General features: G+C 70.4%; 19 protein-coding genes. 12 read left to right on the forward strand and 7 right to left on the reverse strand.

Features of this window, described 5'->3' with window-relative positions:
• Positions 1 to 45: 45 nt before the first annotated feature.
• Positions 46 to 1,578, reverse strand: coding sequence for a glycerol kinase GlpK (glpK, locus tag BKA15_RS33610; protein ID WP_179757961.1), 1,533 nt, complete (start codon positions 1,576 to 1,578; stop codon positions 46 to 48).
• Between the two features lie 130 nt (positions 1,579 to 1,708).
• Between glpK and BKA15_RS33615 the strand changes: the two genes are divergently transcribed.
• The 5 genes from BKA15_RS33615 to BKA15_RS33635 all read left to right on the forward strand — a co-directional run bounded on the left by BKA15_RS33615 (position 1,709) and on the right by BKA15_RS33635 (position 8,645).
• Positions 1,709 to 3,013 (forward strand): cytochrome P450, encoded by a 1,305-nt coding sequence (locus BKA15_RS33615; RefSeq protein WP_179757962.1) that lies wholly within the window; start codon positions 1,709 to 1,711, stop codon positions 3,011 to 3,013.
• A 168-nt stretch (positions 3,014 to 3,181) separates the two neighbouring features.
• Complete coding sequence (locus BKA15_RS33620; RefSeq protein ID WP_179757963.1) at positions 3,182 to 5,479, forward strand: FdhF/YdeP family oxidoreductase; 2,298 nt, start codon at positions 3,182 to 3,184, stop codon at positions 5,477 to 5,479.
• A gap of 144 nt (positions 5,480 to 5,623) precedes the next feature.
• On the forward strand, positions 5,624 to 6,883 hold the full coding sequence (locus BKA15_RS33625) for an extracellular solute-binding protein (RefSeq protein WP_179757964.1): 1,260 nt from the start codon (positions 5,624 to 5,626) through the stop codon (positions 6,881 to 6,883).
• On the forward strand, positions 6,880 to 7,803 hold the full coding sequence (locus tag BKA15_RS36120; RefSeq protein ID WP_179757965.1) for a carbohydrate ABC transporter permease: 924 nt from the start codon (positions 6,880 to 6,882) through the stop codon (positions 7,801 to 7,803). The genes BKA15_RS33625 and BKA15_RS36120 overlap by 4 nt, the downstream gene beginning before the upstream one ends.
• Positions 7,800 to 8,645: a carbohydrate ABC transporter permease gene (locus BKA15_RS33635; protein WP_179757966.1), complete on the forward strand. Its 846-nt coding sequence runs from the start codon at positions 7,800 to 7,802 to the stop codon at positions 8,643 to 8,645. Before BKA15_RS36120 ends, BKA15_RS33635 begins: the two co-directional genes overlap by 4 nt.
• Before the next feature lie 108 nt (positions 8,646 to 8,753).
• Here BKA15_RS33635 and BKA15_RS33640 read toward each other — a convergent pair whose 3' ends face one another.
• Both BKA15_RS33640 and BKA15_RS37130 read right to left on the reverse strand, forming a co-directional pair.
• Positions 8,754 to 9,065 carry a hypothetical protein gene (locus BKA15_RS33640; RefSeq protein WP_179757967.1) on the reverse strand — a complete coding sequence of 104 codons (312 nt, stop codon included), beginning with the start codon at positions 9,063 to 9,065 and terminating at the stop codon, positions 8,754 to 8,756.
• 399 nt (positions 9,066 to 9,464) lie between these two features.
• Entirely contained in the window at positions 9,465 to 11,120 is a 1,656-nt protein-coding gene (locus tag BKA15_RS37130) for a LicD family protein (protein WP_179757968.1), read from the reverse strand.
• Positions 11,121 to 11,171: 51 nt separating this feature from the next.
• On the opposite strand from BKA15_RS37130, the gene BKA15_RS33650 reads away from it, so the two are divergent.
• Genes BKA15_RS33650 through BKA15_RS33665 form a run of 4 tightly spaced genes read left to right on the forward strand, consistent with a single transcriptional unit; the run spans position 11,172 to position 16,426 of the window.
• Positions 11,172 to 12,020: an aminoacyl-tRNA hydrolase gene (locus BKA15_RS33650; RefSeq protein ID WP_312879634.1), complete on the forward strand. Its 849-nt coding sequence runs from the start codon at positions 11,172 to 11,174 to the stop codon at positions 12,018 to 12,020.
• 10 nt (positions 12,021 to 12,030) lie between these two features.
• Positions 12,031 to 14,676, forward strand: coding sequence for a bifunctional acetate--CoA ligase family protein/GNAT family N-acetyltransferase (locus BKA15_RS33655; RefSeq protein ID WP_179757970.1), 2,646 nt, complete (start codon positions 12,031 to 12,033; stop codon positions 14,674 to 14,676).
• A 50-nt stretch (positions 14,677 to 14,726) separates the two neighbouring features.
• Positions 14,727 to 15,305, forward strand: coding sequence for a DUF5998 family protein (locus tag BKA15_RS33660; protein WP_179757971.1), 579 nt, complete (start codon positions 14,727 to 14,729; stop codon positions 15,303 to 15,305).
• A 5-nt stretch (positions 15,306 to 15,310) separates the two neighbouring features.
• A complete protein-coding gene (locus tag BKA15_RS33665) occupies positions 15,311 to 16,426 on the forward strand; it encodes an alkaline phosphatase family protein (protein WP_179757972.1) in 1,116 nt (371 codons plus the stop codon).
• A gap of 2 nt (positions 16,427 to 16,428) precedes the next feature.
• On the opposite strand, the gene BKA15_RS33670 is transcribed toward BKA15_RS33665, so the two are convergent.
• The gene (locus tag BKA15_RS33670) at positions 16,429 to 16,998 is read right to left on the reverse strand and encodes an ArsR/SmtB family transcription factor (RefSeq protein WP_179757973.1); all 570 of its coding nucleotides are present in this window, start codon (positions 16,996 to 16,998) and stop codon (positions 16,429 to 16,431) included.
• Between the two features lie 129 nt (positions 16,999 to 17,127).
• On the opposite strand from BKA15_RS33670, the gene BKA15_RS33675 reads away from it, so the two are divergent.
• Positions 17,128 to 17,871 carry a DinB family protein gene (locus tag BKA15_RS33675; RefSeq protein WP_179757974.1) on the forward strand — a complete coding sequence of 248 codons (744 nt, stop codon included), beginning with the start codon at positions 17,128 to 17,130 and terminating at the stop codon, positions 17,869 to 17,871.
• Here BKA15_RS33675 and BKA15_RS33680 read toward each other — a convergent pair.
• Positions 17,823 to 18,368, reverse strand: coding sequence for a hypothetical protein (locus BKA15_RS33680; protein WP_179757975.1), 546 nt, complete (start codon positions 18,366 to 18,368; stop codon positions 17,823 to 17,825). The two genes, BKA15_RS33675 and BKA15_RS33680, sit on opposite strands and share 49 nt — an antisense overlap.
• Before the next feature lie 154 nt (positions 18,369 to 18,522).
• Here BKA15_RS33680 and BKA15_RS33685 point away from each other — a divergent pair, with 154 nt between their 5' ends.
• Complete coding sequence (locus BKA15_RS33685; protein WP_218871686.1) at positions 18,523 to 19,197, forward strand: alpha/beta hydrolase; 675 nt, start codon at positions 18,523 to 18,525, stop codon at positions 19,195 to 19,197.
• Here BKA15_RS33685 and BKA15_RS33690 read toward each other — a convergent pair.
• Positions 19,190 to 20,341 carry an aminotransferase-like domain-containing protein gene (locus BKA15_RS33690; protein ID WP_218871687.1) on the reverse strand — a complete coding sequence of 384 codons (1,152 nt, stop codon included), beginning with the start codon at positions 20,339 to 20,341 and terminating at the stop codon, positions 19,190 to 19,192. The genes BKA15_RS33685 and BKA15_RS33690 overlap by 8 nt on opposite strands.
• Before the next feature lie 122 nt (positions 20,342 to 20,463).
• On the opposite strand from BKA15_RS33690, the gene BKA15_RS33695 reads away from it, so the two are divergent.
• Positions 20,464 to 21,096: a thymidine kinase gene (locus BKA15_RS33695; RefSeq protein ID WP_179757977.1), complete on the forward strand. Its 633-nt coding sequence runs from the start codon at positions 20,464 to 20,466 to the stop codon at positions 21,094 to 21,096.
• A 247-nt stretch (positions 21,097 to 21,343) separates the two neighbouring features.
• Here BKA15_RS33695 and BKA15_RS33700 read toward each other — a convergent pair whose 3' ends face one another.
• Positions 21,344 to 22,375: a phosphotransferase gene (locus BKA15_RS33700; RefSeq protein WP_179757978.1), complete on the reverse strand. Its 1,032-nt coding sequence runs from the start codon at positions 22,373 to 22,375 to the stop codon at positions 21,344 to 21,346.
• Positions 22,376 to 22,429 lie beyond the last annotated feature (54 nt).

The raw sequence follows: 22,429 nt of genomic DNA on the forward strand, positions 1-22,429 counted from the left end.
AGATGATCATGATCCCCGATGATCGTGGTCGGTTGTTGATCTTGGTCAGGAGACGTCGACCCAGTCGAGGGTACGGTCGACCGCCTTCTTCCAGGTCGCGTAGCCGGCGGCCCGGTCGTCGTCGGACCAGGTCGGCCGCCACCGCTTGTCCTCCTGCCATTGGGCGCGCAACTCGTCGGTGCCGGACCAGAAACCGGTGCTCAGCCCGGCCGCGTAGGCGGCGCCCAGCGCGGTGGTCTCGGCCACCACCGGCTTGCTCACCTCGACGCCGAGGATGTCGGCCTGCAACTGCATGCACAGTTCGTTGGCGGTGATCCCGCCGTCCACCTTGAGCACGTCCAGGTGCACCCCGGAGTCGGTCTCCATCGCCTCGACCACGTCCCGGCTCTGGTAACAGATCGCCTCAAGCGCGGCCCGAGCGAGATGGCCGGCCGTGTTGAACCGGGACAGGCCGACGATCGCGCCGCGGGCGTCCGAACGCCAGTAGGGCGCGAACAGGCCGGAGAACGCGGGCACGAAGTAGACGCCGCCGTTGTCCGGCACGCTGCGGGCCAGCGTCTCGCTCTCCTCGGCCGCGCCGATGATCCCGAGTTGATCACGGAGCCACTGGACGGCCGAGCCGGTGACGGCGATCGAGCCCTCCAGGGCGTACACGGGCTTGGCGTCGCCGAACCGGTAGCAGACCGTGGACAGCAGGCCGCTGTCGGACCGGACCAGCTCCTCGCCGGTGTTCAGCAGCAGGAAGTTGCCGGTGCCGTACGTGTTCTTGGCCTCGCCGGCGTCCAGGCAGACCTGGCCGACCATCGCCGCCTGTTGATCACCGAGGATGCCCGCGATCGGGAGTTCGGCACCGAACGGCCCGTCCGCCTTGGTCTGTCCGTACGGGCTGGTCGGCGACGACGCGGCGATCGTCGGCAGCATCGACCGCGGGATCGAGAAGAACGACAGCAGCTCGTCGTCCCAGTCCAGCGTCTCCAGGTCCATCAGCATGGTCCGGCTGGCGTTGGTCACGTCGGTGACGTGCACGCCGCCGCCCCTGCCGCCGTCACCCGCGCCGCCGGTCAGGTTCCAGAGGAGCCAGGTGTCCATGGTGCCGAACAGCACTTCGCCGGCCTCGGCGTCGGCCCGCGCCCCGTCGACGTTGTCCAGGATCCACTGCGCCTTGCCCGCCGCGAAGTAGGTGGCCGGCGGGATCCCTGCCTTGCGCCGGATCACGTCGCCGCGCCCGTCGGCGTCGAGCGCGGACGCGATCCGGTCGGTCCTGGTGTCCTGCCAGACGATCGCGTTGTAGTACGGGCGCCCGGTGCGCTTGTTCCACAGCACCGTGGTCTCGCGCTGGTTGGTCAGGCCGACCGCGGCGACGTCGGCGGCGGTGATCTTGGCCGCTGCCAGCGCCCCCTTGATCACGTCACCGGTGCGCTGCCAGATCTCCAGCGGATCGTGCTCAACCCAACCCGGGTGCGGCAGGAGCTGTTCGTGCTCCAACTGGTGCCGGCCCGCTTCGTGGCCTTCGCGGTCGAACACCATGCAGCGGGTGCTGGTGGTGCCCTGGTCGATAGCCGCGATGTAGTCCGCCATGAACTGCCTCCTCGGTGATCGTGCCCAGCCAACCACACCCCTAGCACCGATCCGGCGACCGAGTCCCGGCTGGGCCGGATTACGATGAGGCGGGACGCGAGGGAGTGTCGGCCCGAGGGAGTGATCGGCGATGTCGGTTCTGGAGCAGGTCGGCGGCGGGGTACGGGACGCGGTGCGCGCCGTGGCGATGGCCGGGTTGCGGGCCAGGGGCGACCTGCTCGGCGAGCTGATGAGTCCGAAGATGATCACGGATCCGTACCCGATGTATCGGCGGTTGCGCGAGTCCGGGCCGGTGGTGCAGACCGCGATGGGCCCCCTGACCACCCGGTACGCGATCTGCGACGGGCTGCTCCGGCATCCGGCGACGGTGACCGGCACCAGCCGGCGCCGCGAGATCACCGCCGGCTCCGGGCGGGTCCAGCAGTGGTTGTTCGGCAGTCCGTCGCGGGACGGCCTGGTCGACCCGACCGGACCGGAATCCATGATCAGCAAGAACCCGCCGGACCACACCCGGCTGCGGAAGCTGGTCAGCAAGGTGTTCACCCCGGCCTCGATCGGCGCCCTGCAGCCGCGGCTCACCGAGATCGCCGCCGGCCTGGTCGACCGAGCCCGGACCGCGCCGTCGTTCGACCTGATGCGCGAGGTCGCCGGCGTCTTCCCGGTGCTGGCGATCTGCGAGGTGCTGGCGATCCCGCAGCCGGACCACGAACGGTTCCGGCAGTGGGGCAGTGATCTTGCGGCCGATCTGGACGCGATGGCACCGGCCTCGAAGCAGCTGGCCGCGAATCGTTCGTTGGCGGCGCTGCAGGGGTATTTCCTGGACCTGTTCGAGCGGCGCCGGGCCGATCCGGGCGACGACCTGGTGTCGAAGCTGATCGCGGTCGAGGAGGAGGGCGACCGGCTCACCGCGGACGAGCTGCTGGCCACCTGCATGCTGCTGTTGTTCGCCGGCTTCGAGACCACGGTCAACCTGATCGGCAACGGCACCCTGGCCCTGATCCGGCATCAAGATCAACTGCAACTGCTCCGCGATGATCATGACCTGGTGCCGGGCGCGGTGGAGGAGCTGCTCCGGTTCGACCCGCCGATCCAGCTCAGTTCCCGGGTGCCGACCGAGGACCTGGAACTCGACGGGGCGCTGCTGCGGGCCGATGAGCCGGTGTCGCTGATGCTGGCCGGCGCCAACCGCGACCCGGCGGTGTTCACCGACCCGGACACGCTCGACATCACCCGGGCCAACGCCCGCAAGCACCTGTCCTTCGCCGCCGGCCCGCACCACTGCCTCGGCGCCGCGCTGGCCCGGCTGGAGGCCGACATCGTGTTCCGGCTGCTGCTGGACCGGCTCAGTGACCTCCGGCTGGCCGGCGAACCCCGGCGGCGGCCGACCTTCGTGCTGCGCGGCCTGACCTCACTGCCCCTGCAGAGCAGGAGCTGATCATGGACCACGCGACGGGTGTCGCGAGAACTCCTCAGTTCGAACGCTGGAAGGCGCTGAAGCGCTTTATCGGTTGAGCTGAGGAGGGAAAAACGACAGCACGTTAGAGTTCCAGTATGCGCCGGCGGAGGCGAACTGGGCGGACCTGACGAAGCGGAGGTGAGCGCGGTGGCGAAGGACGCGCCGGTGCCGGACCAGGGCGATGCGAACCTCAAGATCAAGAAGCCGAAGCGCTGGGCGGCCGGCGTACCCGGGGTGGCCGCCGCGCTGAGGATGAGCCAGGAGCAGATGGGAGTCCGGCGCAGCGCGCTGGCCCTGCTCCGGGTGAACCAGCCGGACGGCTTCGACTGCCCGGGCTGCGCCTGGCCGGAGCCGCACCACACGCACACGTTCGAGTTCTGCGAGAACGGTGCCAAGGCGGTCGCCGAGGAGGCGACGCTGCGCCGGGTCACGCCCGAGTTCTTCGCCGCGCACTCGATCACCGAGCTGGCCGCGAAGTCCGACCACTGGCTCGGCGCTCAGGGACGGCTGACCACCCCGATGTACAAGCCGGCCGGCGCCGACCACTACCAGCCGATCTCGTACGCGGGCGCCCTGGAGCTGATCGCGGACCGGCTACGCGGCTTGGACGACCCGGACCAGGCGATCTTCTACACGTCGGGCCGGACCAGCAACGAGGCGGCGTTCTGCTACCAGTTGTTCGTCCGCAGCTTCGGCACCAACAACCTGCCCGACTGCTCCAACATGTGCCACGAGTCCAGCGGCTCGGCGCTGACCGAGACGCTCGGCATCGGCAAGGGCACGGTCACCCTGGACGACCTCGGCCGGGCCGAGTTGATCATCATCGCCGGGCAGAATCCGGGTACCAACCATCCGCGGATGCTGACCGCGCTGGAGACCGCCAAACGCGGCGGGACCAAGATCATGGCGGTGAACCCGCTGCCCGAGGCCGGGCTGCTCCGGTTCAAGAACCCGCAGCGGCCGAGCGGGGTCGTCGGGTCGGGCACCGAGCTGGCCGACCTGTTCGTGCAGCTCCGGCTGAACGGCGACCTGGCCTTCTTCCAGGCGCTGGGCAAGATGGTGCTGGAGGCCGACCGGGCCGGCCGCGGGGTGCTCGACACCGACTTCATCGGCCGCCACACCGACGGCTTCACGGCGTACGTCGAGGCACTGGACCGGCTGGACTGGGCCCAGGTGCTCCGGGCCACCGGACAGACCCGGGAGCAGCTCCAGCAGGCCGCCGAGCTGGTGCTCGGGGCGAAGTCGATCATCGTCTGCTGGGCGATGGGACTGACCCAGCACAAGAACTCGGTGCCGACGATCCGGGAGATCGTCAATCTGCTGCTGCTCGGCGGCAACATCGGCCGGCCGGGCGCCGGCGCCTGTCCGGTCCGCGGTCACAGCAACGTCCAGGGCGACCGGACGATGGGCATCTACGAGAAGCCGGCCGAGGCGTTCCTGGCCGCGCTCGACGCCGAGTTCGGCATCACCGCGCCGCGCCGGCCGGGCCACGACGTGGTGGACGCGATCCGGGCCCTCCGGGACGGTGAGGCGCGGGTGTTCATCGGGATGGGCGGCAACTTCGTCCGGGCCACGCCCGACACCGCGCTGACCGAGCGGGCGATGGCGAAAGCGGACCTGACCGTCCAGATTTCCACCAAACTGAACGGCTCGCACGCCTGCGTCGGCCGGGAGGCGCTGATCCTGCCGACGCTGGGCCGGACCGAACGGGACCGGCAGCTGACCGGTGATCAACGGGTCACGGTGGAGGACTCGATGGGGATGGTGCACGCCAGCCGGGGCCGGTTGGCGCCGGCGTCGGACGAGTTGCTCAGCGAGGTGGCGATCGTCTGCGAGCTGGCCCGCCGGACGCTGCCCGACTCGCCGGTGCCGTGGTCGACGTTCCGGGCCGACTACGACCGGATCCGGGACCGGATCGCCCGCGTGGTACCCGGGTTCGACGGCCTGAACACCAAGATCGACAGTCCGGGCGGCTTCCCGCTTCCCAACGGGCCAAGGGATTCCCGGACCTTCAACACGGCGACCGGGAAGGCCCGGTTCACGGTCAACCGGCTCGAGGTGCTGGAGCCCGGGCCGGGCCGGTTGATCTTGCAGACGGTACGGTCCCATGATCAGTACAACACGACGATCTACGGCCTCGATGATCGTTACCGGGGCATCGCGGACGGCCGCCGGGTGGTCTTCGTGAATCCGGATGATCTTGCCGACCTCGGCATCGCGGACGGGCAGCTGGTCGACCTGATCTCCGAGTGGCCCGGACCGGGCGGCCTGGAGGAGCGGCGGGCGGAGCGGTTCCGGGTGGTCGCCTATCCGACGGCCCGGGAGTGCGCGGCGGCGTACTTCCCGGAGGCCAACGTGCTGGTGCCGGTCGACTCGACGGCCGAGATCAGCAACACGCCGACCTCGAAGTCGGTGATCATCCGGCTGGAGCCGGCCCGAGACTGAACGAGCCCCGGCCCGAATTTGCGAGGTTACAACTTAGCCGCATAACAGTTACGGACGGCCGAAACTCGTTATGCTCCAGGCATTGTGGCGCCGGGCCCCGCGGAGTCCTGGCCGACGCCGTGGCCTCTTCGAAAGGATGGTCTCGTGGATCGTCGAGCTTTGCTGAGTGGCGGGGTGGCGCTGGGTGCCGGCGGCCTGGTGGCCGGGTGCGGCGGCGCCGAGGAACCCGACGTCACGAACACGAATCCGGACCAGGTGTCGGGCAAGGTCGTGCACTGGACGTACCCGATGGGGGAGACCCAGCAGGACGCCTGGTGGAAGCCGCTGGTCACGGAGTTCACCGCGAAGTACCCGAAGGTCGAGGTCCAGGTGGTGCAGCAGCCGTGGACCGGCCGCGAACAGGCCCTGACCACGGCCGTTGCGGGCAAGTCGGCGCCGGATGTCGTCTATTTCAACCCCGACTTCGTGCCGCGGTTCGTCGAGGAGGATCTGCTCTTCGTGCTGGACGAGGCGCTCGGGGAGGACCGGTCCGACTACGTCGACGCGGCGGTCGGTGCGTTCACGTACCAGGAGAAGCTGTACGGGCTGCCGCTGCTGATGACGATCGCCAACCCGGCCTACAACGTGAAGCTGCTCCAGCAGTTGGGGCTGGAGCAGCCGCCGGTGAGCTGGGACGAGATCCGCGATGTGGCACGGCAGTGCGTCGCCGAGAACCTCACCTTCGCCAACTACCAGGCCTCCGACGGCAGCCTGAACCTGACCTTCTACCCGTTCCTCTGGCAGGCCGGCGGTCAGGTGCTCAGCGACGACCTGACCAAGGCCGCGTTCCAGGAGGAGCCGGGCGTCAAGGCGCTGCAGCTGCTCCGTGAGCTGGCCGACCTGAAGGCCTTCAACAACGCCGGGCTGACCCAGGCGGTCGGGAAGTTCGAGCAGACCCCGTTCGCCCGCGGCACCGAGCTGATGAGCATCGCGCTGGACGCTCCCGTACCGGAAGCGATCATGCCGGCCGGCTCCGTCGCGGGCAGTCCTCCGTTCAAGGACCAGCAGCAGGTGACATTTGGGTCCGTCGGCGGCTTGTCGATCTTCAAGACGACCGAGTCGCCGGAAGCCGCGGTGGCCTGGGCCAAGTTCGTCACCGAGAAGGCGACGATGGAGAAGTTCCTCAAGGCGGCCGGTTTCCTGCCGCCGCGGAACTCGCTCAAGGACATGTGGGCCGGCAATGAGTTCCAGGCCTTCAAGATGCAGTTCGTCGACCAGGTCAACGTCGGCGTCCTGCATCCGAAGGCGCGCGAGGTGATCGACACGGTGCGGCCGCACATCCAGGGCTGCCTGCTCGGCAAGACCGAACCGGAGGCGGCGCTGACCGCGGCGGCGGCCGAGGTCGACGGCCTGCTGTCGCGGTGATCTCCACCGCGACCTCGACGGAGGCGGCGCCGGGGACGGCCGGTCGCCGCCGCCGGCCTTGGTGGCGGTCGAACGCGGCGCTCTTCGCCTACGTCTTCGTGCTGCCGTACGCGGTCCTGTTCGCGGTGTTCCGGCTCGGGCCGGCCCTCTACGGCGTCGGCCTGTCCTTCGCCGAGGTCGGCCTGTCCGGCCGGGTGAGGTGGTCCGGCCTGGCCAACTTCCAGCGGCTGTTCGGTGATCAACTGTTCTGGCAGGCGCTCAGCGTCACGGTGATCTACACGGTGATCGCGATCCCGCTCTGCCTGGTCGTCGCGTTGATCATGGCGTCGCTGGTGAACCGGCCGCTGCGCGGGATCAGCGTCTACCGGGTGATCTTCTTCCTGCCGGTCGTGACCAGCGCCGTGATGTCCGGTGTGATCTTCAAGTGGCTCTACTCCGACGCCGGGGCGCTGAACTCGTTGTTGACCGGTCTCGGCCTGCCGGCGCTGGACTGGCTCGGCTCGACATCGCTGGTGCTGCCGTCGCTGGCCATCGTGCAGGCCTGGACCCGGTTCGGCTACGACATGTTGATCTTGCTGGCCGGGATGCTGGCGATCCCCGAGGAGTACTACGAGGCGGCCAGGATCGACCGGACCACGGCCTGGCAGCGGTTCTGGCACATCACGCTGCCGCTGCTGCGGCCGTCGCTGTTCTTCGTCCTGGTGCTGGAGACGATCACGTCCTTCCAGGTGTTCGACCACATCCTGGTGATGACGGCCGGCGGGCCGGTCCGCGGGTCGTACTCGCTGACGTACATGATCTACGACCAGGCCTTCAACTACTCGGAGTTCGGGTACGGGGCTGCGGTCGGGATGGTCCTGTTGCTGCTGATCCTGGCCATCTCGCTGATCCAGAACGTGATCGTCGGGCGGCGCCGATGACCACCCGGACACCGACGTTGACCCGGCCGCTGCGACGGAGCCGGCGCCAGTTGCTCTGGCACCTCCCGCTCGGGATCGCGGCGGTGATCACCCTGTTCCCGTTCTATGCGATGGTGATCATCTCGCTGCGGCCCGGGCAGCCGATCTCGCTGCCGGAGTCCCTGATCCCGGGCGGGCTGAACCTTTCCGCGTACGCCGAGGCGCTGAGCTCGGACCGGATCGGCCGCTGGATCGGCAACTCGACGATCTACTCGGTCGCCTCCGTGGTGCTGGTGCTGCTGTTCGCCTCGATGGCCGGCTATGCCTTTGCCAAGAAGCGATTCCTCGGCCGGGACCTGATGTTCTGGGTGTTCCTGGCGATGCTCATGGTGCCGGCGCACCTGACCCTGATCCCGCTGTTCCTGATCGTCAGCAACCTGGACGGGCTGGACACGATGTGGGGCGTCCTGGTGCCGACCCTGGCCAACGCGCAGGCGATGTTCCTGATGCGGCAGTTCATCATGGACATTCCGGACGAGCTGATCGAGGCGGCCAAGCTGGACGGCGCCAGCGAACTGCGGATCTACTGGTCGATCATCCTGCCGCAGACACTGCCGATCCTGGCCACGCTGGGCACCTTCGTCTTCCTCTGGCACTGGAACGACTTCCTCTGGCCGTTGGTGATCATGCGCGACCCAAACAACTACATGCTGACCGTCGGCCTGAACTCCCTGCAGGCCCAGGAGAGTCTGCTGGCCACCGTGATGGCGGCGGCGACCGTGACGTTCCTGCCGGCCTTCCTGGTCTTCGTGCTGCTGCAGCGGTTCTTCATCCGCGGCGTGATGATGAGCGGCCTGAAGTAGCGGCCGGAGCCGGGGAGCCGAGCAGCCAGTCGATCATGGTCTGGAACTCGGCGCGGGTGGCGGCCGGATCGAAGTCGTCCGCGTCGGCGGCGAGGTAGCAGCCGTCGATCACCCGCAGGATCCACTGGGCCGTCCGGGTCGGCTGTAGGGGAGCCAGTGGCCCTCCGCGGCCCAGCGGCCCAGGAGCGTGATCAGGCCCGCGCGGACCCGGTCGGCGTCGTCGGTCAGCAGGGCGGCGAACTCGGCGTCGCGGTGCGCCTGCAGCAGCGCGGCCGCCGTCAGGCCGGGCAGCAGCGGGTCGTCGAAGTCGGCCGTCAGGTGATCGACGAGACGATCGATCCCGGCCCTGGTCTCCTGGGCGAGGGCCGTGTCGACGACCTCGGCGGTGCGTCTTGCTTGCCGCCCCGCAGCAAAGTGCAATAGCGCGCCACTCGCCGGTCCGCTGGATGGCGTTCACCTCACGACCCCGACCGCTGTGGATTTCCGCCGCGACTGGAGCGTGTTGCGCACTCGGCACCCGGGCGACCTCGCGGAAGATCTTGCTGGTGCCGTGACGTCGTCGAGCGGACGCGTTGACCGGCAGATCCGGCCGAAATCGAGGTCAAGGAGTCCGCTCAGTGAGCGAGAGTGCTCGCCGGGAGCTGGCCGACGTATGGCTTCGGCCCCGTTCACCTCACGGCACGACCGCTGTGGATTTTCGCCGCGACTGACCGGCTGAAATTCGCTCCAGTCGTAGGCCTTGATTACGGGCCGGGCCGCATTCTTCGGTGATGGTGCCTATGGATCGAATTCTGCGACACCCTCACTGACCGGCGAGAATCACTGTCGGCGGGTGGCGAGGAGGCGGAGCAGGGCCGGGTCCTCCGTGCGGTAGGGGGAGAGGCCGGTGCCGTCCTCCCGGTCCAGGATCGTCCAGCCGCGGTCGGTCAGCTGGGTGATCACCTCGGCCGGCGGCGGGAAGCGGCGGAACGAGCGGAAGTTGGCCTTCGGGCGGTTCCGGTCGGCGTCGATCCGCAGTTCCAGGGCGAGCAGGTCGCCAGGGCGGCCGGTGGCGGCGAGGCGGTCCAGCAGGGTGAGCCAGGCCGGTTCGGGCAGCGTGCCGGCGAGGCCGCGGGCGTAGTGCAACAGCGGTGCGCCGGATGCTCCGCGCGCCCGTCCCAGCAGGTCCGCCAGGGCGTCGCCGTCGTTGAGGTCCGCCTCGACGAACGACGCCTCCTCGGTACGGCTCCGGGCGAGCGCCACCGCCGCCGGGATGCGGTCGATCCCGATTACCGTCCGACCGTCGCCGGCGAGCACCGGGCTGTCCCGGCCGTCGCCGCAGCCGAGGTCGACGACCCGGTCGGGCAGCTCCGGATGATCAAGGACCCACGGCGCGAAGGAGGACGGCGGCAACAGCTCGGGCCGCGCGTAGAAGTCGGTCCAATAGAGCCGGTCCTGTTGATCATGGTCGAGCAGCGCCCGGCTCTCCCGGGTGGTCCGGGCGGTCAGCCAGCTGAAGCCGGGATCGGGCACCCGCCAGCCCGGGCCGTAGAGGTGCTCGACGATCGCGGTCGGGTCGGCCGGCACCAGAACCGGGCGGCCCGCCAGCGTCGCCGGCTGCAGGGGCTCGATCGCCGACACCGGTACGGGAGCGGAGCCGACGCTGCCGAACGGGAAGCCGACGGTGCCGTCCGGCCGGCCGACGAGGTGGAACAGGTCGATCTGCGCCGCACCGGAGTCGAGGTCCTTGATCGCGAGGCAGGATGCCTTCGGGATCACCTGGAATCCCTTGCGGATCAGCGATTCGGCGACGGTGATCAACTGCTCGGCCGCCGCGGCGGGATCGGTGTGCCGGGACAGGTAGGCACCGTCGAAGTCGCGATCATGGTCGATGAAACCATGATCACGGACGTACCCGAGCAGGGTGCCGTAGCCGAGGAACGTTCGCAGGCCGAACTCGGCTTCCAGGTGCCGGTGCACGGCGTCGTGCAGCCGCAGCACCTGGTCCTGCCAGCCAGTGTCGATGATCTTGCCGAGCTGGATCTTGCCGCCCTGGCCGAAGATGTGGCCGGTCCGCAGCAGTGTGATCAACTCCTCCGGCGTCGACCGGCCGTCGATCTTGGGGCGATAGCCGTAGCTCTTCCTCGCCGCCAGCAGGACCGGGCGCTCGTCGTACCGGACCGAGATGGTGTCGGTGGTCCGGGCGAATCGCCAGAAGTCGTACAGCACGAACCGGAACCGGCGGCGTTGCAGCCCGCCGACGGTGTCCGGTTCGGGATGGGCGACGACCTCGGTCGCGGCGATGTCGTTCAGCCACAGGGACACCCGGCACTCCGGGGCATCCGGCGGCAGCAGCAGCCAGCCGGCGATCTCCTGCTTCGTGAAGGTCTCCACCAGGGCTCGCTCGGCCGGGTGTCCGGCGGCGGTTCGGTCGCGGCCGATCCGGCGCCGCACACCGCCGAGCAGCGTCCGCAGGGTACGGCTCCGTTGACTCACAGGCGCCGAGGGTAGCGGTGAACGATGAGAGCCCGATGCCAGGATGGGGCCGTGGTGATCGGACAGGCGCTGGAACCGTTGCGACGTCGCTATCTGCACTGGCTCGGGCTCTCCGGCGAGGAGATCATCGACGATCGGGATGAGGCCGCCGAGGACATCCGGGCGATGCAGCTGGTGCTCCGGCTGGAACGCACCGCCGAACCGTCCTGGCACGCCGCGGCCGGCCTGGCGGCGACGGCGGCGGCCCGGCTCTGCCTCGACCCGCGGGCCGAACCGGGCGGGCCGTGGGCGGAGGCGATCGCCGCCTACTGCGCCGGCCACATCCGCAAGGTGACCCGCCGGGCCCGCGGCGCCCACTGGGCCGCGCTGGCCGACCTGCCCGGGATCGCGCTGGCCGACGGGGACACCGAGGTGATCGCGCTGCTGCCGGGGCGGATCGCGGAGTTGGACAAGCGGGTGGCGCGGCTGCAGGTGGGTGGCACGGATCTGCCGGTGGACGACGCCCCGGACTTGGGCCCTTCGACAGGCTCAGGGCACGGAGTATTGCGGCTGTGGCTGCCGCCGGAACCGGTGATGTCGCTGGGCAAGACGATGGCCCAGACCGGGCACGCCGGCATGATCGCCGCCGCGCTGCTCGCCGCCGACGACCCCGACACGTTGACCGCCTGGGCCGACCAGGGCTGCCCGGCCACGGCACGGCGGGTCGGTGCGGCGGACTGGCAACAGCTGTCCGAGCGGCTGGCCGACGCGGGCGAGGCGTGGCAGGACCAGCGGCTGCTCGCCGTACGCGACGCCGGGTTCACCGAGATCGCGCCCGGAACCATCACCGTGATCGCCCAGCTCGCTGATGAGAGCCAGATCTCGTCCGCCGACTCTCGTGAACCGGGCGGAGGCGAATAGGCTCAGCGATGTGTCAGCGGCGCAGCAGAGCAGCAACCCGCCGGGCTATCCCACCCAGTGGGAGGCGGACGTGCTGCTCACCGACGGTCGGGTGGCTCGGCTGCGCCCGATCAAGCCGAGTGACGCGAACCTGCTGGTCGAGTTCTACGACCGGGTGTCGCCGGAATCGAAGTACCTGAGGTTCTTCGCCCCGTACCCGCGGCTGAGCCAGCGGGACGTGCAGCGGTTCACCGAGGTCGACTACGTGGACCGGGTCGCCTTCATCCTCACGCTCGGCGAACTGATGATCGGCGTCGGCCGGTACGACCGGATCGAGAACGACCAGGCCGAGGTTGCGTTCCTGATCGAGGATGCGCACCAGGGCCGGGGCATCGCGCAGCTGCTGCTGGAGCACCTGGCCGAGGCGGCCCGGGAGCGCGGGATCACCAAGTTCGTCGCCGAGGTGCTGCCGGAGAACCGGCGGATGGCCCAGGTGTTCGCCGACGCCGGCTACAAGGTGTCCAAGGACGTCGAGGACGGCGTGCTCTCCGTGGAGTTCCCGATCCTGCCCACCGACACGTCGGTCGGCGTGATGGAGCGGCGCGAGCACCGGGCCGAGGCGGCTTCGATGCGGCGGCTGCTGACCCCGGAGCGGGTGGTCGTGCTGGGCCGCGGCCGGCGGGTCCAGGGCCTGGTCAATTCCCTGCTGAGCGGGGGATTCCGGGGTGAGGTGATTGCCGTCAGTACGGACGCCACGGCCGTCTCCGGAGTCCGTACCGCGACCTCGATCGCCACCATCGAGGGCTCGATCGACCTGGTCCTGGTGTCCATCCCGACCAACGAGCTGGGGGCGGTCGTGATCGACGCCGCCCACAAGGGTGCCACGGCGATGGTCGTGCTCACCGGTACGGACTCCACGCAGGACAACCGGACCGTGGTCAGCCTGGCTCGGGCGTACGGGATCCGCGCGCTCGGTCCGGACGCGCTGGGCTTGATCAACACCGACCCGGCGGTCGGGCTGAACGCCAGCCCGGGACCGATGCCGCGGACCGGCGGCGTCGGCATGTTCTGCCAGTCGGCCGCGGTCGGCGTCGCCCTGATCAACCGGGCGCTGCGGCAGCAGATCGGGCTGTCCTCGTTCATCAGCTCGGGGGCGTACGCGGACGTCACCGGCAACGACGTGATGCAGTTCTGGCAGGACGACGAGGCGACCCGGGCCTGCCTGCTGACGCTGGACTCGCTGGGCAACCCGCGCAAGTTCTTCCGGATCATCCGGCAGCTGACCCGGACCAAGCCGGTGATCGTGTTCGCGCCGGGCCAGGCCCGCCGGTCCAGTCACATCGGGGTCCGCGGCGGCCTCGGGCACGCACCGGAGCAGGCCGTCGACGCGCTGTTCCGGCAGGCCGGCGTGATCGTCGTGCACCGCCGCGGCGCCATGTTCGACATCGCCAAGATCGCGGCCCGGCAGCCCTTGCCGGCCGGGCCGCGGGTCCGGGTGATCGCGAACTCGGCGACCCTGGTCCAGCAGCTGACCCACACGGTGACCGCGGTCGGCCTGCTGGCCGGCGGCGACCCGGTGGTGCTGCCCGGCGACGCGGCCCCGGAACGCTACGCGGAGGCGGCCCGGCAGGCGCTGGCGGACGACGGCTGCGACGCCGTCGTCTGCGCGGCAGTGGCGATCTTCGACAGCGGTACGGACGCGATTCACGGCGCGCTGGCCGAGCTGGCCGCGGAGGCGAAGAAGCCGCTGGTCGGGGTCCTGATCGACTTCCAGGAGTACTCCGACCTGGACAACGGCGACGACGACAAGCCGGGCGGGCTGCCGACGTTCGACGCCCCGGCCGACGCGGTCCAGGCGTTGTCCGCCCTGAGTGCGTACGCGCACTGGCGGGAACGGGACCCGGGCGCGGTGCCGCTGCTCGACGTCGACGAACTGGCCGCCAAGCGGGTGGTGAACCGGGTGCTGTCCCGGGACCGGGCCGGCCGGGAACTGACCGGCCCGGAAGCGACCGCGCTGCTGGCCACGTACGGGATCTCGCTGGTGCCGCGGCACCGGGTGTCCAGCCTGGAGCAGGCGACCGAGGTGGCCGCCCGGCTCGGCTGGGACGTGGTGCTGAAGGCGCGGTCCAAGGGGGTCCGCGGCCGGCCGGACCTGGCCGGCGTCTACCGCAACCTGGAGACCCCGGAGGCGCTCCGGGACGCCTGGGCGGAACTGGGCCAGCTGACTGCCGAGCTCGGCCTCGGCGACGATCCGGTGGTGGCCGACCCGGTGATCCAGGCGATGGCGCCGCCGGGCGTGCCGTTGATCATGACCAGCCGGGAGGACGCCGCGTTCGGCCCGATGCTGTCGCTCGGCCTGGACGGGATCGCCAGCGAACTCCTCGGCGACACCGTCCACCGCGTGCCGCCGCTGACCACCGCCGACGCCGCCGCGATGGTGCGCGACCTGCGGGCGGCGCCGACCCTGTTCGGGCGGGACGGCTCGCCGGGCGTGGACGTGGCGGCGGTGCAGGACCTGCTGCACCGGCTGGCCCAGCTCGCCGATGACGTACCGCAGCTGGCCTCGGTCCGGCTCAGCCCGGTGATCGCCTCCGTGACCGGCGTCCACGTGCTCGGCGCGCGGGTCCTGATCGCCCCGACCAGCGACCAGCGGGATCCGATGGCCCGGACTCTCTGACTCCGATGGCTGGTCCGAGGCGACCACGGATCCATGGCAGGATGACCGCCATGAAGGTGAACTCCGGCACCCGAAAGGGCCTGCGCGCCGAGATCGACGCCAGTGGCTACTTTCCTGAGCTGGTCGAGGATTCGGTCCTGCTGGCGCTCGGCGACGAGGAGCTCATCGACTTCGTGGTGCACCATGCGCCGACGTTCTCCGGCGACGAGATCCACCGCCACGTCACCGTATTGGCGCTGACCCCGACCCGGCTGATCGTCGGGCACACGGATGATCATCCGGCGGATCCGCCGACCGACGGGGCGTACGCATCGGCGTCGACCGAGTCGATCCGGCTGACCAAGATCAACAATGTGGTGGTGACCCGGGTGGTGGCCCGCCCCGAGCACTATCACGGCGCACCGGACGCGGTGGTGGAGACCTGGCTGACCATCGGCTGGGGCGCGATGAACCGGCTCGATCTGGAGCCGGCCGGCTGCAACGACCCCAACTGCGAGGCCGACCACGGCTACACCGGCAACCTGACCTCGGACGACCTGACGGTCCGGATCAGTGCCGCGATCGAAGGCTCGGAGAGCGTCGCCCGACTGGTGCAGTTCGCCACGAACCTGCAGCGGGCGACGTCCTGAGCTCGATGATCATTCCGCATTACGGCGCCACGACCCTCGCCGAGCTGCTGCCCGGGCTGGCCGCTCACCTCGGAGTTCCTTCGTACGACAGCGATCCGCTCGCTCTGCCCGACGCGCAGCGGTACGTGCTGATCGTCATCGACGGGCTCGGTGATCAACTGGTCCGGCGGGCGATCCGGCAGGCGCCGTACCTGGCCGGGCTGCTGGACCGGGCCCGGACGATCACGTCCGGCGTGCCGAGCACGACCGTGACCAGTCTGACCTGCCTCGGCACCGGGATGCCGCCCGGCCGGCACGGCATGGTCGGCTGGACGGCCCGGGTGCCGCAGACCCGGGAGATCCTGAACCACCTCTTCTGGGAGTCGGCGATCGACCCGGAGGCCTATCAGGCGCTGCCGACGATCTTCGACCGGGCCAGCGCCGCCGGGGTCGCCACGACGACCGTCTCGCTGGACCGCTTCACCGGCAGCGGCCTGACCCGGGCCGCCCTGCGCGGCGCCGAGTTCCGCGGCTTCCGCGACGAAGATGATCTTGAAGGACGGGCCGCGATGGTGGCCCGGGCGGCCCAGCGCGGGCAGCGGAGCCTGGTCTACGCCTACGAGCGGCGGCTTGATCACGCGGGGCATGCGCACGGGGTGAGCTCGCACGACTGGCACGGCGCCCTGACCGACGCGGATGCGCTCTGCCGCGCGATCCGGGACCGGCTGGACGACGACGTACGGATGATCATCACGGGTGATCACGGCATGATCGACATCCCCGATGATCACCGGATCGTGATCGAGGACGACCCGGAGCTGGACGCCGGCGTCACGGACGTGGCCGGCGAGGGCCGGTTCCGGCAGCTCTATGTCGATCATGATCGCCCGGAGGCCGTCGCCGCGCGCTGGCGGGACCGGCTCGGTGACCGGGCCTGGGTCCGGACCCGGGACGAGGCGATCGAGGACGGCTGGTTCGGCCCGGTCGACGAGTCGATCAAGGAACGGTACGGCCACGTCGTCGCCGCGTTCCGGGACGACTGGGCCGGGATGACCCGCCGGATGGAACGCGAGATGGGCCTGATCGGCATGCACGGCTCGCTCACCGAGGCCGAGATGATCGTCCCGCTCTTCGTCGACTGACCTCAGGACCCCGGTCGCTCGGGCAGCCGTGGGAACTCGGTCGGGTAGAACGCGACCAGGAAGGCGTGCGCCCGGCCCGGCTCGCTGCGGGGGAGCTGGGAGAACTCGCTGACCAGTTCCAGTACCCGGTCCCAGAACTCGTCGGCGACCGCCTCGTCGATCCAGGCGTGGCGCCGGATCGCCCGCAGCGCGTCCGCGGCGTGGGCAGGCGCGGTCTCGGCGGCCCACTCGGCCATCGGATGGGGGATCAGCGCGGTCTGTTCCGGGGTGATCCGGCCGACGCCGAAGAGCCGGGCCGTCCTTCCGTAGAAGCGTTCCCGCTGGCCCCGCACGGTCTGGGTCCGGACCACCTTGATCATCCCGGCCTCGACGAGCAGCCGGACGTGATAGGCGACCGTGCCCTTCGGCCGGTCGACCGCGGTGGCGAGCTCCTGGATCGAGGCCGCGCGCTCGAGCAGCAGCTGCAGCAGGGTGCCCCGGAACGGGTCGAACATCGCCCTGAGCTCCCGGTTCGACGTGACGATCCGTACCTCGTCGAGCTCGTAATCCGGTACCTGCTGGCTGGTCGACACGTCGCGCTGACTCCACTACGATCACTGATTGAAAGAATTGAAACAGTACCGGGTCCAAGGACGGATCCGCTACCGAGGGGTTCCGATGCCGATCGTCGTCAGCCGGCACGTTGAATCGAGGAGGAGCGTATGGCCGAGTTCGATTCCGAGGACCTGCAGGGATCCCGGTTCTACCGGGTGAACCTGTCCGGGTCCAGGATCCGGCGCAGCGATCTGGGCGGGGTGGTGATGCGGGCGGTGAGCGTCGACGGAGCGGAGATCGACGCGCCGTGGCTGTACGACGGCACGCTGATGATCAACGACGTCGATGTGGTGCCGCTGGTCGAGGCGGAACTCTGCCGCCGGTTCCCGGGGCGGGCCGAACGCCGGGCCGCCGATCCCGACGGGCTGCGCGCGGCCTGGGCGAAGCTCGAGCAGGCCTGGGCGGTGATCATGGAACGGGCCGCGGCAATGCCGGACGGGACCGTCGATGTCTCCGTCGACGACGAGTGGTCTTTCGCCCAGACGCTGCGGCACCTGGTGCTGGCCACCGACATGTGGCTCGGCAAGGCCGTGCTCCGGCGGGAGCAGCCGTTCCATCCGCTCGGCCTGATGGACGCTGAGTCGGCCGCTAAGCATCCCGGGGTGTTCGCGACCGAGCCGCCGGGCTACGACGAGGTGCTCGAGGTCCGCGCGGACCGGGTCGCGATGGTCCGCGATTTTCTCGCGGCGGTGACAGCGGAGGAACTGGCCGAGCAGCGGCCGAATCCGCATGAGCCGGACTATGCGGAGACCGTACGTTCCTGCCTGCACACGATTCTCGAGGAGGAGTGGGAGCACCAACGCTACGCGGTGCGTGATCTTGACCGGATCGCCGCGCGCCCCTCGGCGTAGCGCCGGAGCAAGATCGCGAACGGGCCGCCGGCGAGGACGAAGATCAGGGACGGCGCGAGGAAGACCGCGGCCAGCCCGGACCCCGCGAGGTCCGGCAGGAACGCCGCGAACACCCCCACCAGGACGGCGAGGGCGGCGACACACACGAGCGTTCCGGTCAGCCACTCGGCCAGCGGCTGGGGCGGCCTCAGCCGGAGGATCAGGCCGATGATGGCTCCGGCGACAAGACCGGCCACGGTCGCCGGCAGGACTCCGTACAGCAGCGCCACGATCAGGTAGAACGCCGCGATCATCGGCGTCGTCGGCAGCTGAGGTCCGGTGATCGGCCAGGTGTTGGCCAGCTCGGCCACCAGGACCGGGGCGTAGCCGATGATCATGGAGACCATCAGATAGCACAGCGAGCCGCCGAAGCCGATCGCGGCACCGAAGAGGGCGCCGCGAACGGGCAGAGAGTCCGGGATCAGCGGTCCGGGTTGTAGTTCGAGTCGCTCGGTCACCGCAGCCTCCCCAGGTCCACCCGCACGATTAGTAGCGTGCTTACTCCAATATACGCCTGTGTCGCGCCCGTGCCGTCGCTGTCGCTGTCGGCGGATGCTGCCAGGATGACGGCATGAATCGCGACCCGACGCGGCGCCCGCCACCGACCAGGAGATGATCATGAACGTGGCCGGAGAGTTCGTCACCGAGAGCTTCGGCTACGACGGCGGGCGCCAAGTCACCGTCTCTGTGCCGCGGCGGCCGCCCGAGGCGATCGTGTACGCCGGCGACGGGCAGGGGATCTCGCAGTGGGGCCCGGACCTGGAGGCCGACGCGCCGCCGACGATGGTCGTCGGCGTGCACCGGACCGACGACCCGGACGAGATGGCCCGGATCAAGGAGTACTCGCCGCAGTTCGACGAGCAGATCTTCACCGCCCACGAGCGGTTCTTCGTCGACGAGGTGCGGGCCTGGGTGCGGTCGCGGTTCGAGCTCGACCTGCCGGCCGAACGGACCGCGGTCTGCGGAGTGTCGGCGGGTGGGGAGCTCGCGCTCTCGCTCGGCCTGCGCCACCCCGACGTCTACGGGGTGATCTTCTGCGCCTCGCCCGGCGGCGGCCACCGGCCGCCCGACGTGCTTCCCGGTCCGCTGCCGAGGGCGTACCTGCTCGGCGGGACCGAGGAACCCTGGTTCCTGGAGAACGCCACCCGCTGGGCCGACGCGCTCCGTGCCGCCGGGGCGGACGTGATCCTGCAGGAACGTCCCGGCGAGCACGGCGGCGCCTTCTGGCGAAACGAGTTCCCGCTGATGGTGAGGTGGGCCTTCGGTGACGCCGCTCCGGCTACGTGAAGACGGCGGCGAGGCGGCGCAGACCCTCGGCGATCTGCTCCGGCGGGTATGTGACGAAGGACAGCCGCATCGTGTTGGCCGGGGCCGGGTCGGTGAAGAACGGGGCGCCCGGGACGAAGGCGACGTCGTGGTCGATGGCGGCGCCGAGGAATGCGGCAGTGTCGTACGTCTCGGGCAGCGTGGCCCAGACGAACATGCCGCCGGCCGGCCGGTTCCAGATGCTGCCCTCGGGCAGCGCCCCGGGCAGGCCGGCCAGCATCGCGTCCCGCCGCTCGGCGTAGCCGGCCCGGGACCGCTCGACCGCGCCCTCCAGCCGGCCGGACGCCAGGTAGCGGGCCGCGGCGGCCTGGTCCAGGGTCGAGGTGTGCAGGTCGGCCGCCTGCTTGGCGATCACGACGGCGGACTTGATCGACGGGTCGGTCCGGACCCAGCCGAGCCGCAGCCCGGGCGCCAGGATCTTGGAGAAGCTGCCGGTGCTGACCACCCGGCCGGGCTCGGCGCCGATCGCCAGCGACGCCGGGGCGGGCGCGCCATAGCTCAGTTCCCGGTACGGGTCGTCCTCGATCACCCGGAACCCGTACCGCTCGGCGACCGCGACGATCCCGGCCCGGTTCTCCGGGGTCAACGTGCGGCCGGTCGGGTTGTGGAAGTTCGGCACCGTGTAAAAGGCCTTCGGTCGGTGCTCGGCGGCCAGCTCGGCCAGCGCGTCCAGGTCGACCTCGTCGCCGGCGCCGGGCACGCCGACCAGCCGCGCCCCGGCCAGGCTGAAGCACTGCAGCGCCGCGAGATAGCTGGGCCGCTCGACCAGCACCACGTCGCCCGGGTCGACCAGGGTGGAGGCGAGCAGGCTGATGCCCTGCTGCGAACCGGTGGTGATCACGATCTGCTCGGGCTCGGTGGCCAGGCCCAACGCTCCGTACCGCTCGGCGATCCGGGCCCGCAGCTCGGCGTTGCCCTCCGACGGCGAGTACTGCAGCACGGCGGGGGAGCCGAGCGCCTCCTGGACCGCGGCCAGCGCGCCGTCGAGGTCGAAGAACTCGGGCGCCGGCAGCCCGCCGGCGAACGAGATGACACCGGGCCGCTGGGTGAGCGCCAGCAGCTCGCGGACGACGGACGGCCTGACCGTCGCGAAACGGGCGGACAAGCTTGGCAGACTGTCGGGGGGCAGGTGTTGAACTTCTGCGGACACGATCCAACCTTAAGGAAATTCTCAACTCGCCGGGCGACGTGTCCAGCGCGGAGGTGGAAATTTGGCACACTTCGTCGGTGGCCGAGTTCGTGTACTACACCGGGCCGATGGATTGCGGGAAGTCGACCCTTGCCCTGCAGTTCGATCACACCCACTCGGCCGGTGGCCGGGCCGGCCGGCTGTTCACCAGCCAGGACCGGGCGGGGGAGGCGACGATCTCGTCCCGATTAGGCCTGGAACGGCCGGCCATCGAGGTCGTCGAGGACTTCAACTTCTGGCGGTACGTGGTCGAGCAACTGACCCAGGGCAGCCGGATCGACTACCTGATCTGTGACGAGACCCAGTTCTATCGGGCCGAGCAGATCGACGACCTGGCCCGGATCGTCGACGAACTTCAGATCGACGTGTACGCGTTCGGGATCCTGACCGACTTCCGGACCACCCTGTTCCCGGGCTCGCAGCGGCTGGTCGAACTGTGCGACCGGATCGAGCTGCTCCAGGTGCAGCCGCTGTGCTGGTGCGGCGCCCGGGCCACCCACAACGCCCGCACCGCGGACGGCCGGATGATCACCGAGGGCGCCCAGGTCGTCGTCGGCGACACCGAGCTGGAGCCGTCCGCGAACATCGGGTACGAGACGCTCTGCCGGTCCCATCACCGGCGCCGGATGACCCGGGAAGTGGCCCGGGCGACGCTCACCGAGCCCGCCTAGTGTCGTGCGTCCCTAGTTCCTTGACAGGTGGCGGCGTCCAGGTGCGTGCATCGCCAGGCCGACGAGGAAGACATATCGGGTCATATATCGACTGAGGAGAACGCCGCGAGGTGCGTGCCTGGGCGTCGCCAACTGTTAAGGAACTAGGGACGCACGACACTAGGGCACTGCCGAACGCGCCCTGAGCCTGTCGAAGGGCCAAGCCGGTTGTGGCCTAGCCCTTCGACAAGCTCAGGGAGCGACTGCTTCAGGGCCGGAACGCGTAGACCGCGTCGAGCCGGGCCCGCGCCAGCGCCAGATAGCCCGGCAGTCGGGACCGGAGCGCCGAACTCGGCCGGTAGCCGTTCAGCACCGCCTCGATCAGCGGCTCCGGGTCGGCGAGCACGCCCTGGTCCGCGCGGAGTTCGAGGTGCGCGATCAGGTTGGCCAGGTCGAGCGCAGGGTCGCCGACGGCGATCAGGTCGAAGTCGATCAGGCCGGCCTCGCCGTCGTCGTTGATCAACAGCTGGCCGTCGTGCAGATCCCGGTGGATCAGGGCCGGCCGCTCCGGCGGTTCCGGGACCCGGCCGAGCGCGGGCCGCCGCGGGCGCCAGGCCGGCAGCGGTGCCGCGTACTCGGCGGCGAGCCGTTGCCAGTGCGCGGTGACCGCCCGTTCCGCGGTCAGGTCATGGAGTGCCGGGATGGCCCGGCCGGCCGTGGCGATCGCCGGGTCGAGCCGATGCAGCCCGGCCAGCGCACGGCCGGCGGCCCGGCAGGCCTCGGCGGCCGCGGGTTCGGTGAGCAGGGCGGTGAGGGTCCGGCCGGGCAGCGCGGCCGTGGTGACCGAGGCCTGCCCCGGATCGGCGTCGAGGACCGTCGGCGTGGCCAGCGGCAGCGACTCGGCGAGCCGGGCGCTGTCGACCAGGCGCCGCCACCGGTCCGGCCGGACGATCTTGGTGAAGCTGCCGTCCGGCTCGCGGAGCACGGCGCGGCGTTCCGGCCGGTGCCCGAGCAGCGCGGTGCCCGGCCACTGCAGCCGGCGGACCACGGCCGGCAGCCGTCGGTCGGCTCCCGCTGGCTGCAGGACGAACGGGCCGACCGCGTGCGCCCCGGGCGTCGCGGCGGCGATCGCCGCGGCCCGGCCCGGCGCCGCCAGCCACTGGCCGGCGACCGGGCGATGATCATGGTCGGTGAGGTCCAGCAGCAGCCGGTCGGCGCCGCGCGGCCAGGACCGGACCAGGCGCAGGCCGAGGTCGGCGAGTCCGGCCACGATCGCCGGGAGCTCAGGGGCGCGAGTCACCCGAACCTCCTCGGCCCTCCGCCCCCGCGAGGCTCCCGTCTGGCATCCGCGACC

This window comes from Microlunatus parietis, assembly GCF_013407955.1.
GTDB classification, from domain to species: domain Bacteria; phylum Actinomycetota; class Actinomycetes; order Propionibacteriales; family Propionibacteriaceae; genus Microlunatus; species Microlunatus parietis.